Here is a 14,152-nt window from a genome sequence, read left to right on the forward strand (position 1 = left end):
GCACGCACCTTGCGACGTGCGGGCCACGACAACGCATGGGTCGGCGCCGCCGCGACAAACGCCTCGTATTGCGCTTTGGCGTCGGCGAGTTGGCCGGCGCCTTCGAGCGCCGTAGCGTATTGATACAAGACATCGACCAGGCCCGCGCCTTGCGCACCGGCCTCGATCGCCTTGCCGAATTCGGCGATGGCATCGGCGTGCTGGCCGCTGCGCATGCGCGCCATGCCGAGATAATAGCGCATCTGCGCTAGCCGAACCGGATCGGGGTTGGCGTCGAGCAAGCGCGTTAGGTCCGAAATGGCCCCGGCGACGTTGCCTGCGCGAAAGGCCGCGATCGCCGACGACATGCCGCTGTCGATGATCGCGGCCTGCGACTCGCGATACGCCGCATCGAATAACGCCTGCTCGGTCGGTGACAAGGCGTCGTGAGGCAGCTCGCGATATTGGGCGACGATGTCGGCTCGCTTGGCCGCCTTCACCAAGCCATAAAACGCCAACGCCCGCTCGCCTGCGGCCTGGCGCGCCGCCAGCTGTTCCTGCAAGCCTTCACCGCGCGCGCGCGACTCATCGCGATCGATGCGCAGCTGATCGCGCTCCGCGAGCACGCCGGCCATGCGGGCGTGAAACAGCACGTAGGCGCCAAAGCCAAGCAACACGGTAAACAGCAAATAGGCGACGAACGAATTGAGATTGGCCCACGCGTGACGCCGGGTCTGCGCCCCTGCGAGCTGCACGATGGCCTCGCCCATGTCGCGCACCTGCTGCGTCGAACGTCGCAGCAGTTGTTCTTGATCATCGAGGCGGCGCCGTAGCCAGGCGGCGTCGCCGGGGGCCGCGTCGGAGACGCCGCCATGAACGGGGAGGCCGTCCTCAACGCCGCTCTCGCCCGCGCCTGGCAGCAACCCTGCGTCGCGTTTACTCATGGCCACACGGGTACCGCTAGGTTGGATAGGGGTCAAGCACCATATGCAGCGCGGCGGGCCCACCCGACATTGCAGCTTGCGCCTCCGGTGGCATTTCTGATAAGGTGCCGCAACCACTCGGATGCCTACATGTAGGCACCTCGCCTGACCAACATTCCTCCGGCCCACCGACATGACGCTTCTGTATCAATGGCTCGAAAAGGCCGCGAAAGACCAAGGCAACAACAAGGCGGTGGTGTATCGCGACAACTACTTGTCGTGGCGCGGCCTGCTGCATCGGGTGGATCGGCGCGCCCAGGAGCTTAAGAGCATCGGCATCACCAAGGATGCCTGGGTAGGCCTGATGCTCGGCAACGTCCCAGACTTTGTCATCTTGGCCCTCGCGTTTTCGAAATTGGGGACGGTGGTCGTGCCCATCGACCCAACCACCGGCAGCCGCGAGCTTGAACTCATGTTGCAGGCCGCGCCGCTGCGCGCGCTGGTGACGCGCCCGCGCGGCAGCGAAGGCAGCATCAGCGCCAGCGGTACCTCAGTGCCCATCGCCACCGCGACGCGCAGCAAGCCGCTCAAAGGGGCGCCGCCACCACCTGTTGCCAATCCCACCGACGCCGCTGAGGTCCGTCGCCGGCTACAAGGCACGTTGCTGACCTGTTCAATTTACAAGCGCGAGGTCCGCAAGGTGCCAGGCGATCCCATCGCCGTGCTCTTTACCGCCGATTCGCTTGGCGACCCCAAGGGGGTCGTGCGCACGCCGGCGACGACGAACGCCGCGTTTGCCAATGCCCAAACCGCGCTGGGGCTGACTAGCGGCGATACCTTCTTGGTGGCGTCGCCGCTATTTCATGCGTACGGCTGGGACCTTGGTTTTCTGCCCGCGCTGCGGCTGGGTGCGACCATCCTGCTCGAAGAAGAGACCTCTGGCCGACGCATCGGCAAGATTCTCCGCGATCACGAGACGACGGTGTTCCCCGGCACGCCCGTCATGTTTGGCGAGCTGGCGCGACTCCCGACGGCTAAAAAGCTAGAGACCCCCAATACGCGTTTCTTGTCGTCGGGATCAAAACTTGAGGCGAGCGTTGCCGATGAATTCGCCGCCGCGTGGGGCGTTCCCGTGCTGTCTTGTTATCACGCGACGGAGAGCGGCATCGTCGCCGTCGATCGCGACGGCAAGACGCCAGGCTCGGTTGGCGCGCTGGTTGAAGGCATGGAGGTCCGGATCACCGTAGCCGAGGCCCCCGAACCAGCGCCGGCGGCGGCCCCCCCTGCCGCCGCGCGTAAAACCAAGGCACCTGCCGCCAAAGTAGCTAAGCCAGCGAAGGCCAGCGCGCTAAAACCGCAAGTCGTCGGCAAAGATGGCGCGATTTGGCTGCGCAGCAAGTCATTGGCGACCACGGCCGTCGGGCCGTTTGAAATCACGGGCAAACCCAAGGGCCCCGTTGGCATTGGCGAACTCGACAAAGAGGGGTGGCTGCGTACCGGCGATCTGGGCCATGTCGACAAGCACGGCCGGCTCACCCTAACCGGTCGCGAAGACGACATCGTCAAGATCGAGGGCAAGCGCGTCGCGCTCGGCGAAATCGAGGGCTGCCTCGAGGCGTTTGCCAAGGTCAAGCAGGCCAAGGTCAGCGTGGTCAGCGATCCACTCGGCGGCCCAACCGTCATCGCGCGCATCGTGTTGCAGGGCAAGTGCACGGCCGACGAGCTGATCGACCACTGCGCGCGCAACTTAGCGCCTTACAAAGTGCCACGCCGGATCGAATTCCTCGACGCGCTCTAGAGCGGCTGCAAGCCGTCGTCGCCAAACCACCTGTGGGCGTGAGCGAGCAGCGGCGCGAGGTCGATGCCGGGCGTCGCCACCAGGTCCCGCGCGGCAACCTGCGCCCGCGAGATCCACGCCGCATCACGCAGCCAATCGGTAAACTGCAGGCGCCAAAGTCCGGACTGATTTTGCCCAAGCACCGCGCCAGGGCCACGGGCGGCGAGGTCCGCCTCGGCCAGCGCAAAGCCGTCGTCGCTAGCGACAAGCTGCTGCATGCGCGCCACGGCCTCCGCCGTTGCATCCAGGCGCGCCATGAGCCAACAGCTCGAGGCCTGCCCGCCGCGGCCGACGCGGCCACGCAGTTGGTGCAGCGTCGCGAGCCCAAACGCCTCGGCGTCGACGATGACAATAAATGACGCCTGTGGCACGTCGACGCCCACTTCGATCACCGTGGTCGCCAGCACGACGTCGACCTCGTGGGCGGCCAGCCTTGCGATCGCCTGCTGGCGCTCGCCAGGCCCTTGCTGCCCATGGCAGATGGCAACGCGCGCGCGTGGCATGCGCCGCGCCAACAGCGTTTGCATCGCAACGATGGAGGCGCGCCCCTTGCCCTCGATCGTTGGGCAGACGACGAAACCGCGTTCGCCCGCCTCGATCCGCCGCGCCAAGGCCTCCCACGCGGGCAGACACGCCGGTTGCCCTACGAACACGTGCGTCGATGGTGGCACGCGCCTGGCGGGCGATCGCGAAGCCACGTTGGGTCAAGCTCGCCATACAGCGTAAGCGCAAGGCTGCGCGGGATGGGCGTCGCGCTCATGATGAGCCCGTGGGCGCAGCCACCCGCGCCTTTGGCCGCCAGCACGCCCCGTTGCGCGACCCCGAACCGATGCTGCTCGTCGACGATGTACAGCCCAAGCCTTGCAAACGCGACGTCGTTGCCGAGCAATGCGTGCGTGCCAACCACGAGCGACACCGCGCCCTCGCGCAGGCGCGTCCGCGCCGCCGTCTGCTGCGCCGTGCTCATCGTGCCGGTGAAGACCTCGACGCCCAGACCTAGGCGTGTGGCCCAAGCGCCGAGCGTCGCCGCATGTTGCGCGGCGAGCACCTCGGTGGGCGCGATCAAGGCCGCCTGATAGCCCGCGCGGACCGTTTGCAACATCGCCGCAAACGCCACCGCGGTCTTGCCGCTGCCGACGTCGCCAACGAGGAGCCGCCGCATCGGCGTGGGTAGCGCCAGATCGCGACCGATGTCGGCGACCGCCATGGCCTGCCCCTCGGTCAGCGCGAATGGCAAGGCCGCGCCGAGCTCGGCAGCTAACGCCTCGGGCACGGCGATCATCGGCGCGCGCTGCGCAGCCAGGCGCTCGCGCTCCACCGCAAACCGCACGCCCAGCGCAAAGCATTCGCTCCACAGCAAGCGACGATGCCAACGGCTCTGACGCAGCCCAAGCTCCGCAACCTCGGCGTCGGACAGTCCCGCTATCGTATTTGGATCATGCAAGGCCGCAAAGGCGTCGCGCAGCGCGGGCAAGCCGACCTCGGCGAGCACGTCACCTGGCGTCTCATCGGCGACGGCGTGGGCAAATTGTCTGACGCACGCCTGCACCGCCAGACGCAGCCGCCCCGCCGCGATGCCCTCAACGTGGCCGTACACGGGGACCAGGCCTGGCACCACGTCGGCCTTGCAAAGTCGCGGGTTGGCGAAGGCGTACGCGGGCTTGGCGCTACCGCCACTAACAGTGCCGCTGCCAGCGCCGCGTTGCACGGCACCCGCTAGCACGACGCGTTGCCCAGGCCTGAGCTGCTGGGCAAACCCCGCCGGCATGCCAAACCACCGCGCAATCACGCGATGCCCCGCCGCAGCCTCATCGCGTAGCTCCGCCTCGATCCACGTGCGCCCGTGGCCGCGCCCGCGCACGACCTTTGATTTATGGATCTCAGCGCCGACGGCGAGGTGCGACGGCGCGCTTTCGGCAGCGTACAGCTCGCCAAGCGACCACACGATGCGAAAGTCGCGGTACGCGCGTGGAATGAACCACAGCAGATCATAGGCCGTGGTGATGCCCGTCGCGGCCAGCTGCGCGGCAAAGACCTCGCCAATGCCGCGCACCGCCAACGTTGGCACGGTGCGCACGTCCGTGGTGGTGGCCATCACGTACCCGTCAAGCCCTTGCGCGGCGCGCGAGCCGCGTGGCTATTCGTCCTGATAGCTAAAGCGCAGCTCGTAGTCGCAGATGTGAAAGATGTCGCCGTCATCGATGCGCTTGTTGTCGATCCGCATGCCCTTGTAGTCGATGCCATTGGTCGAGCCGAGGTCTTTGATATAAAAGGCACCATTGCGGCGGATGATGGCGGCGTGCTTGCGCGAGATGTTGCCGTCTTTGATCGCGAGGTCCGACGTCTTGCTACCGCGCCCGATGATAAATTGATCTTTGGTGATGGGATAGCGTTGCCCGTCGTAGGACAAAAACAACGTGCCAACCTCGCCGACGCCGCTGGCCGCCGCGGCCTGCGCCATGCTGGGCGCGGCCTCCGCCGTACCCTCGGTGTCGGTGCGGGGCACCGGCTGAGCACCGGTTCGCCGCGCGATCGCGGGCGGGTTGGTGAGCGCGGCGCTGCGCGGCGAGGCCACGCGGCCACCTTGCTGCGGCAGGCTCACCGAGGAGCCCGATTGGTAATTTTTTGAGCGCGCGTAGTAGCGCATTGATTCGTTAACTAAATAGTCGACCGAGCAATCAAAATCGGCCGCCATCTGCTCGAACGTCTCCCACAGGACATCCCGGCAGTAGAAATGGCGCATCGTTTTCTTGCTTTGGTCCATCCGTTCCTCGTTCGCGTCTCATCAGAGGCGACTTGCGCCACTCCCCGCCACTCACGCCACATTATTATAGTACATAAAAATCAGGGGCGCGAAAGCAGCCCGGGGGGTGTTCTGCCACTTACCGCGCACTGCGTGGTCAGGGTGCCTCAGCGAGGCGCGCCTTCGCGAACGTGCCCAGGGCGACGGCCTTGCCATTGACTTTGACCATGGCTTGATCGGTTTGCATGCCGCGCAAGACTTGCTGGCAAGCCGCCGCCTCGGAGGCCACCGCCATGCGCGCCGCGCAAAGGCCGAGCCATGAAATTGCCATCCACCGCGTGGTCGCTTGTGGCTGCGAGGCCAAGCGCTGCAATGCCGCGACACCCGGCACGAAGCGACCGCCGTTTGCGGGCGGCTGAGTGCCGGCAGCTGCGAGGCGAGACGCGGCGGCGAGCAAGCTACGCGTCGCGGCAGAGGTTTGCCCTCCGCACTGAACAAGATGGCCCGCCGCGACCCATGTCAGCTCGCCCGCGTCATGATGTATGACAAGTTCCGACATGACGTCGACACATTGAGGCTCCGGTAATTGCGCCAACAACGAGATCGCCTGGGTCGCCGATGTGGCCGACCACGACCCCGCGATCGCGACTTGCGCGAGTTGGGATTGCAAGGTCGCCACCGCCCCCGCAAACGACGCGCCGCGCGCCGACGCCGCAAGCGACGCGCGATGCAGCGCCGCGATCCATCGACCAGGCAGCGTGGCGTCACCGCGTGGCGAGGTTGCCACCTTCCAAATCGCGCGCAACGCCTCCGGTTCACGCGTCGCGGCGACGGCAGCCATGAGCTCGTCACCCAGGCGGACGTAGGCATTCTTTGCCGTTGGGCGCGCGAGCAGTTGTTCAACGGCGAGGCGCATGCGGGGGCCCGCCGGCTCACCGAGCAGCGTCATGACCTCCACCGCGTCATGCGTGCCGAGCCGCGCCCTGGCCTCAAGGCTTGGCGTCGCGTACCAGTCAAGTAGATATTGGTCGATCGTCGCGGCCGTTTGCATCGACGCCATGCCCCGCAGTTCGATCAGCCAATCTTTGGCCTCAACTTGCGCCGCGCCCGGCACATCGTCGGCGCCTGCGACGCGCGCGCTGCCACACACGTTCAACCAGCGGCGCGATCACGCCAAAGCGCTGCGCCGGCGGCAGCGCGGCAAGCGTTGGCAAGACGCGCGCGGCCCCGCCAATCACGAGCAGATTCTCGGCCGCATGCGCGCGCATCGCGGCGCCGGCTTGCGGTGATGAGATCACCTCGGCGAGCTTGCTGGGACCTTGCTCGGTCTGTTTCCACTCATCGAGGCGCTCGTGCGTAACGTCGCCACACGCCGCGATCGCCAACGCGAGCCACACCACCCAAGCGCATCGCGGCACCACGTCGCTACGATACCCCAAATCGGAGGCCGACGGCGCCGCCGCGCGGGTCCATGTGGTAGCGTCATCGCGATGCGACGAACCGATGGGATCGCGCTCGCGTGCGTCGCGGGGCTGCTGGGGTGGTTCGCCGCGGCGACGCCTGCGCTCGCCTCCCCGCTCGGCGACGACATGAACACGGTGTTGCCCTTTTCGGGCCCCGGCGGTGACGGCCCGTCAATGGTGTCGACGAATCCCGCGGGCTTGATGCGCTTGCCGTGGGGCTGGTATCTGCACATCGAAGGCCTGGGGCGCGCTGACCAATACCAGATTCGTCGCGAGCTTACCGATCCGCTGGATGGCAGCACGTCGACGAGGTCACACAACGACACGCCGTTGTCGTGGGGCACGTCGATCTCATTTGTCATTGCCTCGCGACGCGCATCGGTGGCGTTTCGCGGCCCGCACGTCGCACCCGCGCAGCGATCACCGACCGGCGCGGCGCTCGATCCCTTTGCCAACAACAGCCAGCTGCAGACGATTTCTTGGGCGGGCGGCGCGGTGAGCATTGCGCCCATTTCGCGGCTGCTAATTGGTGTGCTAGTCGAACTCACCCAAACCCGCGCCAGGCTGCGGTTTGCGACCGACACCGCCCTGATGGCCGGCCGCGACCCGCTGACCGGCCTGGGTAGCCAGTGTGGTGGCGAGCGGTGCGGGCTGGAGCATCCGCAGGCGATGTCGGCGATCGATATCGATGTGAGCAGCCGCGACGTCAATTGGGCCTTTACGCTTGGCACCCAACTGCGCCTCGGCAACGCGTCGTGGCTCGGCCTTTCCTATCGCATCCCACCGGGCGGCTTCAGCTCGGACGTCGTGCTATCAGGCGACGCCACCATCGCCTCCGCGCCGCGTGATGGCGATATCTCGACGGCGACCAGCGCCCGCGTTAAGCTCTACATGCCGCACTGGCTGACGTTGTCGTACAGCACCCAACTGCGCCCGACCCTTACCGGCCTGGTCGACCTAAGGCTCTCGTATAACGAACGCGCTGGCGACTATGATATCCGTTTGTTTGGCAATGGCTACCCCGAAGACCGCGGTTGGCTCAATCGCTATAGCGGCCTGCGCGACGCCATGCGGCTCTCGTTTGGCGTTGAGCGCGCCGATACGGGGCAACGCCTTATCGCGGGCGGCCGCCTCACGTTTGATTCCGGCGCCACGAGCAAGGCCAACCTCGCTCCGACGAGATTAGAGCCCCCTAGCCTCACGCTGGCCGCGGCCGCGCGCTTGCGCATCACGCCGTATGTCGTCTTCGAGCTCGACTACGGCCTGCGTGCCTATCGCCCGACGAACGTCACGCGCAGCAACTACGACCCAAGCGATGCCATCGCCTGCCAAGACAGCGGTTACGATTACACGCGCGCGGCCTGCGGCAAGTTTAGAGACGGCTTTGCGATCGGCGCCGGCGCGGGCGACTATGAGCGCTATACCCATCTGCTGCGCGCCAGCCTGCGCCTCACCCTGCGGTAGTCGTGATATAACGCCACATGGCCGGCCTTGCGCTCGACACCACCTCCTTGCTCGGCAGCGCGACGGTTCGCCGCTATAAGCTCGACAACGGCCTTAAGCTCATAGCCCTGATCGACCGCGGCGCGCCCATCGTCGCCTATCAGACGTGGTTTGGCGTTGGCTCAAGCAACGAGGTGCCCGGTGCGACGGGCCTTGCCCATCTCTTCGAACACCTCATGTTTTCCCGCACCGAGGCGACGCAGGCCGGTGAATTCGACCGCCTCGTCGAAGGCATCGGCGGCGACTCCAATGCCGCCACGTGGGTCGATTGGACCTATTATCGCCTGACCCTGCCGGCGGCCCAATTGCCGCTCGCGGTGCGCCTCGAATCTGAGCGCATGTCGCGGCTTGTGCTCGACGCCGAGACCGTAGAGACCGAGCGCAGCGTGGTCATGAACGAACGCCGCGAACGCGTCGAGGACGACGTCGATGGCTGGATGGATGAGACCATGATGGCGCAGCTCTTCACGCGGCACCCTTACCACTGGCCCACCATCGGCTGGATGCGTGACATTAAAGACGTCCCGCTGGGCACCATTCGCGAGTTCTATCGCACGTGGTACGTGCCCAACAACGCGACCATCGTCGTCGCCGGCGATTTTGATATTGACCACCTTGGCAACCTGCTTGAGACTGCCTACGGGCATTTGCCGGCGCGCCCGCTGCCGCCCCTTGTCGATGCCGCCGAGGCGCCGCTTGCGGGCCATGGCCAGCACGTCGCGCACAAGCCGGTGACAAATGCGCGCGTCTTGCTTGGCTATCGCGCGTGTCCGCAGCGCCATGCCGACTGGGCCGCGCTAGAGATTATGTCGACGCTGCTCGCAGGCGGTCCCTCGTCGCTGCTGTATCGCGACCTCGTTATTACGCGCGAACTCGCCTCGTCCGTCGACACGCAGATGCTGCCGTTTCGCCATCCCGGCGCGTTTCGGATCTCGGCGACGTGCATGGAACAGACAACGCCGCAGGCGCTGTGCGAGGCCATCGAGGCAAAGCTGGCGAGCCTGGCCGCCGGTGACCTCGTGGCGGCCGACGTCGAACGCGCCAAGAATCTCACCGAGACGGCCTTTTGGAATTCGCTGGCCGACCTTGACGGCAAGGCCGAGGCGTTGGGGCATTTCGAAACCTCCATGGGCGATTTCCGCGAGCTCATGGGCATGTCTGAACGCCTAGCCGCGGTGACGCCCGCCGATCTGATCCGCGTCGCGTCGACATACCTTCGCCACGACAACGCCGTGAGCGTGCTGGCCTTGCCCAGCGGCGATGAACCAGATGAGGAAGCCGACGAGGCGGTGACTACCACCCAGGAGCCCCTGCCATGAATACGCCAACGTATGACCGCGTCGGCGATTGTGAGCTTGTGTTCGAAGAGCAACACGATACCCAGCTGGTGTGGATTGATATCGCGATGCGCGGGGGCGCGGCGAGGGACCCGGCGGGCAGTGATGGCCTGCATCGCCACGCCGCCCTCTTGGCGCGACGAGGCGCGGGGTCACGCGACCGCCAAGCGCTTGATGCGGCGATTGACCAACTCGGCGCCAGCGTCGATATCGGCGTCGGGCGCGACATGACCTCGATTTCGGCCGTCGTGCTGGCGCGCCAAATGGAGCCGCTTGCCGATATACTAGCCGACTTTATCGCGCAGCCCTTATTTGCGCAGGACGAGCACGGGCGTCTGCTTCGCGAAACGCCGCAAGTGCTCGGTGAGGTCCGCGACGACGATGCGTCGCTCTCGAGCCGGTGGTTTGACGCGCTCGTCGCGCCGGGCCACCCGTATGCACGTACCTCGCTGGGGACCGAAGCGTCGCTCCAGACATTTACCGCCGAGGCGGCGCGCGAGTTGTGGCGTGCCGAGTGCGTGCGCGGCAACGTAGTCATCGGCATTTCGGGTGCGCCAAGCGCTTCGCAGGCGGTGGCGTTAGCGCAGCGCCTCACCGCTGCGATGCCCGCCGGCCCTGCACCGGCGTCACCGGCTTTGCCATATCTGGCCCCCACCTCGCCGCGCGTCGTGCTCGTCAACAAGCCGCAACGCACGCAAGCGCAGCTGCGCATCGGCCACATGATGCCTCGTTGGGGCGATGAGGCCCATGGCGACTCGCCCGCCTTGGCCGTGATCGAGGCAGCCTTTGGCGGCATGTTTAGCTCGCGCCTAATGCAAGAGATTCGCGTCAAGCGCGGGTGGAGCTATGGCGCGGGTTGCTCTATTCGGCGCTCGGCAGGGCCTCACTGGTTTGAGATCGGCATGGCCTGCGATATCGAGATGGCGGTGCAGGCGACGACGTTGGTGCAGGAAATGTTTGCCCAATTGCGCGCCGAGGGGCTGACGGCGAGCGAGCTAGCGTTTACCAAAGACTACCTCGACGGCTCGATCCCATTCCATTTCGCGACCGCGCGCCAGCGCGTCCAGCTTGGCGTGCGCGATCTCATGTTTGGGCTGCCTCGGGGCTTTGGCTATCAACTGCGCGAGCAGATTCGCGCCGTGACGGCCGACGACATCGCGCGCGCGCTGACGTGGTTCTATCCCGCCGCCGCGCTCACGCTCATGGTCGCCTCGGCGCCTACGGTCGCCGCTGACCTCGCGGCACAGACACAGACCCCACCCGAGGTGGTCGAGTTCGACGCGTACTAAGTTCCGCGGCGCGCCCACTTGCCGGTCATCCATCTATCTGCGAGCAGGAAGACACGTGCGCCACCTGCCGATCACGCTCTAGTCGTGCGCGGGCGCCAAGCGCCATTGGTGGCCGGCTAGGCCGACCTCCGAGACGTCGGAAATTTTCACATCACCCGCCGCGTCTACGGAGCAGGTAATCACGACCGCGACCGCCGCCGCAACAAGCTGGCGCACGCTCGCGGCGTCAACGCTGCGCCCTACCGCGGCCAACGCGGTAAGGCGGTCGAGCCCTTCGACGGCGTTCACCGCCGTCCACGCGAGCACGCCGCCGTCTACCGCCGTGGTCATTGCGGCCAACACCGCCATGGTCTCAAGCCCGGGGTCGACGACGACCAGCCTATCGGGCCGCAACGCCAGCGCGGCACCCAAGATCGCGGCGCTCTCCTGCCCACGGCGTTCCAGCGCGATGTGATTGGCGCGCGTGATGCTGAGATCGCCGGCATCTTCGATGCTGACCAACCGCTCGCCGCTAGTGGTCTCCGCCAGCAGCGCGCCGACCACGGAGATGCGCGCCGAGGCGACCGGGCCGACGACGCCAATTGTCCGTCTTTCGGATATGGCGACGCGAAGAAATTGTGCAGCGGTTGCGGACAAGGCACCGTGGGCGGTGAGTTCGTCTAGGCGACGCACGCCCTGCCGCGTCTTGCGGACGGCCCCCGCGACATGCGGCGATGCCGGCGGCATGACGGCCGTGAGCCGCACCCCGCTGCGCAGCGGGACGTCGATCATGCCCAGCTGCCAGGGGATGCCAAACGCCGTGGCGATGCGTTCGAGAATGCGCCGCAGGGCATCTTCGCTCGAAAAGGCGCGCCCCGGCGCCAGCCATTTGTCGGCGCGGCGAATCGCGAGGCTATCGTAGCGATCAAAGGTCACGGCATCGACCGTCTCATCGCTAAGATACTCTTCGAGCAGGCCCCACCCCATCACCTCATTGAGCGCATCGCGCCCGAGCTGATCGGTATCGACGTTCGCCGCCCCAAACGACCCCGCGCGGCTGGCGGCACCAACCGCCTCGCCTACGGCGCGCTCGGCTCGCTGCCAAAGTGCTTCTTCCGCGAGCTGCGCCGGCGACAAGCCATCGATGCCGAGCGCGACGCAGATCTGCTCAACGATTTGCTGCTGCACCGCGAGCACTGCTTGCGCTTCGTGGCTGATGGGCGGCACGAAAAATCCGCGCGGCATCAATTCGCGCTGCGCGGTCGAACGCCGCGGGCGTGGAGCCAATACGGGCGGCGCGCCAAGCGCTAGCCCCTCATTGCCGATGGACGCCAAGGGCACCGCCGGCGTCGGCACGCTCAGGCGCGGTGCGGGCGCGCTGGCCACGGGGCCCGAGGTTGGCGGCACAAACGGATCGTACGGCGCCGCGGCTGGCGCCGGCGAGCCGCCGGGGAATCCTGGAATCGCGCCGCGGGGCTCGACGCGTGGCAACGCCGCACGGCCCGGCTCAACACCAGGCATTGGTCCCGGTTGCGCCAAGGAATCTGCCCTTGGAAAAGGTGCGGCGACGGCAGCCGGGCTGCTAACACTCGGCGAGCGCGCGCCTGACGCAAACCCCGGAGGTGGCGGCAAGCCAGATGCCCCGGGGGGGGGCGGCGCGGATTCGAACCTTGGTGGCGCAGGCTCAACTGGACGCGGCGCGCTGGGGAGCGCCCGCATGGGTGCGGGGGCGTCTTGCGAGACCGGCTCGATCTCGAGCAGACCGCTGGCGTTCATGCCCAAATCAATTTCGTCACCGACCTCGTCGACCGGCGGCGTGACCTGCGATGGATTATCCGCCTGCTCCCAGCCGAGCGACTCTTTGGGCTCGTCGGGAACTTCTTCGACCGTAAGGATGTAGTCGCCAATATAGATCTTGTCGGCGCTGCGGACGACGAGTGGGCTGGTGATTTTGCGACCGTTGACGTAGGTGCCGTTGGTGCTCTTGTGGTCGCTGACCACGATCTTGCCATTGCCTAGCTGAATGCGCGCGTGCCGCTTGGAGACATTGCCTTTGGGCAACACGATGTCATTGCCCTGCACGCGGCCAACGATGACCTCGGACTTGTCAAACACGAGCCTGCGCGCCTCGCCGCCTTTTTCTTGCAATACGATCGCGATCATCGGTCCCCTAACAGCCCGCCTGGACGTCCATGCGGGGCCAATTGAAATGGTACGGGGCCACCTGAGCACGGGTCAAGTTTGGCGCGCATCCGAGCGACATCGACCCGCGCCGGCCCACGGACATGCGCCTACATGTCTACTTATTGATTCGCTCGCGCGGCGCTCGCCGCGTTACTCGCTAGTGAATGAATTGGCCAAAGCGTTCGAGCCGCAGGCCGCTCGGTTCGCCGCGAGACCAAAACACAAAAATGGCCTTGCCCTTGATCGCCGCAAACGGCACCGGCCCCCAAAAGCGCGAGTCGTTGGAGTGATCGCGATTGTCGCCCATCGCGAACACGTGCCCGGGCGGAACTTTGTAGTGATAGCGCGGCCCGCATGGATCTTCGCTCACCTGTGCGGCGGGCTCATAGGTGCCGATGACGCCGCGATCTTTGGTGACGACGTCGACCCCCTTGCGTTGTTCGGTGCATTGAAAACGCGCGGGCGTGCTGGCGGCAGGCGCGGCGTGCGGCAACGCTGGAAAGTCAGAACTGAGGCTGATATATGGCTCGGTGGGCGCGTCGAGGCGCCCGGCGTCGTAGTTGGTGTCATACACGACGTCGCCGAGCTTTTCGCGATAACGCGTGCATGGACACCGAGACCACGAATCCGACACGCGCATGCAATCATCGCGTCCGAACTCGCTGGTGTCATAGAATTCGCAGACGCCGTCCTGCCGCAGCTGCGGGATGGCCTCGCCGTTGACATACAGCTTGCTGCAGCGCATCTCGACCGTATCGCCCGGTAGCGCCACGACCCGCTTGATAAAATTGCGACCGTCGCATGGGTAATTAAACACCACCACCTCGCCTCGCGCGGGCGCGCGGAGGTCAAATAGCCGCGTGTCGGTAAACGGCACGCGTGGCCCATAGACGAATTTATTGACGAAAAGGTAAT

At 66.1% G+C, this 14,152-nt stretch carries 11 protein-coding genes; 4 read left to right on the forward strand and 7 right to left on the reverse strand.

The window, feature by feature from the left end; translation table 11 throughout:
* Positions 1-1,095: 1,095 nt before the first annotated feature.
* The gene (locus tag IPL79_05375) at positions 1,096-2,700 is read left to right on the forward strand and encodes an acyl--CoA ligase (protein MBK9070418.1); all 1,605 of its coding nucleotides are present in this window, start codon (positions 1,096-1,098) and stop codon (positions 2,698-2,700) included.
* Here IPL79_05375 and IPL79_05380 read toward each other — a convergent pair.
* The 5 genes from IPL79_05380 to IPL79_05400 form a co-directional block, all read right to left on the reverse strand.
* On the reverse strand, positions 2,697-3,392 hold the full coding sequence (locus tag IPL79_05380) for a hypothetical protein (GenBank protein ID MBK9070419.1): 696 nt from the start codon (positions 3,390-3,392) through the stop codon (positions 2,697-2,699). The genes IPL79_05375 and IPL79_05380 overlap by 4 nt on opposite strands.
* Positions 3,383-4,834, reverse strand: a complete 1,452-nt coding sequence (locus tag IPL79_05385; GenBank protein ID MBK9070420.1) for a DEAD/DEAH box helicase — start codon at positions 4,832-4,834, stop codon at positions 3,383-3,385. Before IPL79_05385 ends, IPL79_05380 begins: the two co-directional genes overlap by 10 nt.
* Before the next feature lie 42 nt (positions 4,835-4,876).
* Entirely contained in the window at positions 4,877-5,503 is a 627-nt protein-coding gene (locus tag IPL79_05390; protein MBK9070421.1) for an FHA domain-containing protein, read from the reverse strand.
* A 136-nt stretch (positions 5,504-5,639) separates the two neighbouring features.
* On the reverse strand, positions 5,640-6,632 hold the full coding sequence (locus IPL79_05395; GenBank protein ID MBK9070422.1) for a hypothetical protein: 993 nt from the start codon (positions 6,630-6,632) through the stop codon (positions 5,640-5,642).
* Positions 6,574-6,903 (reverse strand): hypothetical protein, encoded by a 330-nt coding sequence (locus IPL79_05400; protein MBK9070423.1) that lies wholly within the window; start codon positions 6,901-6,903, stop codon positions 6,574-6,576. Before IPL79_05400 ends, IPL79_05395 begins: the two co-directional genes overlap by 59 nt.
* 69 nt (positions 6,904-6,972) lie before the next feature.
* Here IPL79_05400 and IPL79_05405 point away from each other — a divergent pair, with 69 nt between their 5' ends.
* From IPL79_05405 to IPL79_05415, 3 genes are read left to right on the forward strand one after another with little or no spacing between them, the layout of a single operon-like run.
* Entirely contained in the window at positions 6,973-8,409 is a 1,437-nt protein-coding gene (locus tag IPL79_05405) for a hypothetical protein (protein ID MBK9070424.1), read from the forward strand.
* A gap of 17 nt (positions 8,410-8,426) precedes the next feature.
* Positions 8,427-9,767: an insulinase family protein gene (locus IPL79_05410; protein MBK9070425.1), complete on the forward strand. Its 1,341-nt coding sequence runs from the start codon at positions 8,427-8,429 to the stop codon at positions 9,765-9,767.
* Positions 9,764-11,074, forward strand: coding sequence for an insulinase family protein (locus IPL79_05415; GenBank protein MBK9070426.1), 1,311 nt, complete (start codon positions 9,764-9,766; stop codon positions 11,072-11,074). The genes IPL79_05410 and IPL79_05415 overlap by 4 nt, the downstream gene beginning before the upstream one ends.
* Positions 11,075-11,152: 78 nt before the next feature.
* Here IPL79_05415 and tadA read toward each other — a convergent pair whose 3' ends face one another.
* Positions 11,153-13,216: a Flp pilus assembly complex ATPase component TadA gene (tadA, locus tag IPL79_05420; protein MBK9070427.1), complete on the reverse strand. Its 2,064-nt coding sequence runs from the start codon at positions 13,214-13,216 to the stop codon at positions 11,153-11,155.
* Between the two features lie 178 nt (positions 13,217-13,394).
* Positions 13,395-13,982 (reverse strand): signal peptidase I, encoded by a 588-nt coding sequence (lepB, locus tag IPL79_05425; GenBank protein ID MBK9070428.1) that lies wholly within the window; start codon positions 13,980-13,982, stop codon positions 13,395-13,397.
* Between the last annotated feature and the right edge of the window lie 170 nt (positions 13,983-14,152).

This window comes from Myxococcales bacterium (assembly GCA_016716835.1).
Taxonomy (GTDB): Bacteria; Myxococcota_A; Polyangia; order Haliangiales; family Haliangiaceae; genus JADJUW01.

Excerpts from the sequence above, each read along its gene's own strand:
- tadA (MBK9070427.1), bottom strand. The coding sequence starts at position 13,216 with ATGATCGCGATCGTATTGCAAGAAAAAGGCGGCGAGGCGCGCAGGCTC.
- lepB (MBK9070428.1), bottom strand. The coding sequence starts at position 13,982 with ATGCGCTGCAGCAAGCTGTATGTCAACGGCGAGGCCATCCCGCAGCTG.
- IPL79_05410 (MBK9070425.1), top strand. The coding sequence starts at position 8,427 with ATGGCCGGCCTTGCGCTCGACACCACCTCCTTGCTCGGCAGCGCGACG.
- IPL79_05385 (MBK9070420.1), bottom strand. The coding sequence starts at position 4,834 with ATGGCCACCACCACGGACGTGCGCACCGTGCCAACGTTGGCGGTGCGC.
- IPL79_05390 (MBK9070421.1), bottom strand. The coding sequence starts at position 5,503 with ATGGACCAAAGCAAGAAAACGATGCGCCATTTCTACTGCCGGGATGTC.
- IPL79_05415 (MBK9070426.1), top strand. The coding sequence starts at position 9,764 with ATGAATACGCCAACGTATGACCGCGTCGGCGATTGTGAGCTTGTGTTC.
- IPL79_05375 (MBK9070418.1), top strand. The coding sequence starts at position 1,096 with ATGACGCTTCTGTATCAATGGCTCGAAAAGGCCGCGAAAGACCAAGGC.
- IPL79_05405 (MBK9070424.1), top strand. The coding sequence starts at position 6,973 with ATGCGACGAACCGATGGGATCGCGCTCGCGTGCGTCGCGGGGCTGCTG.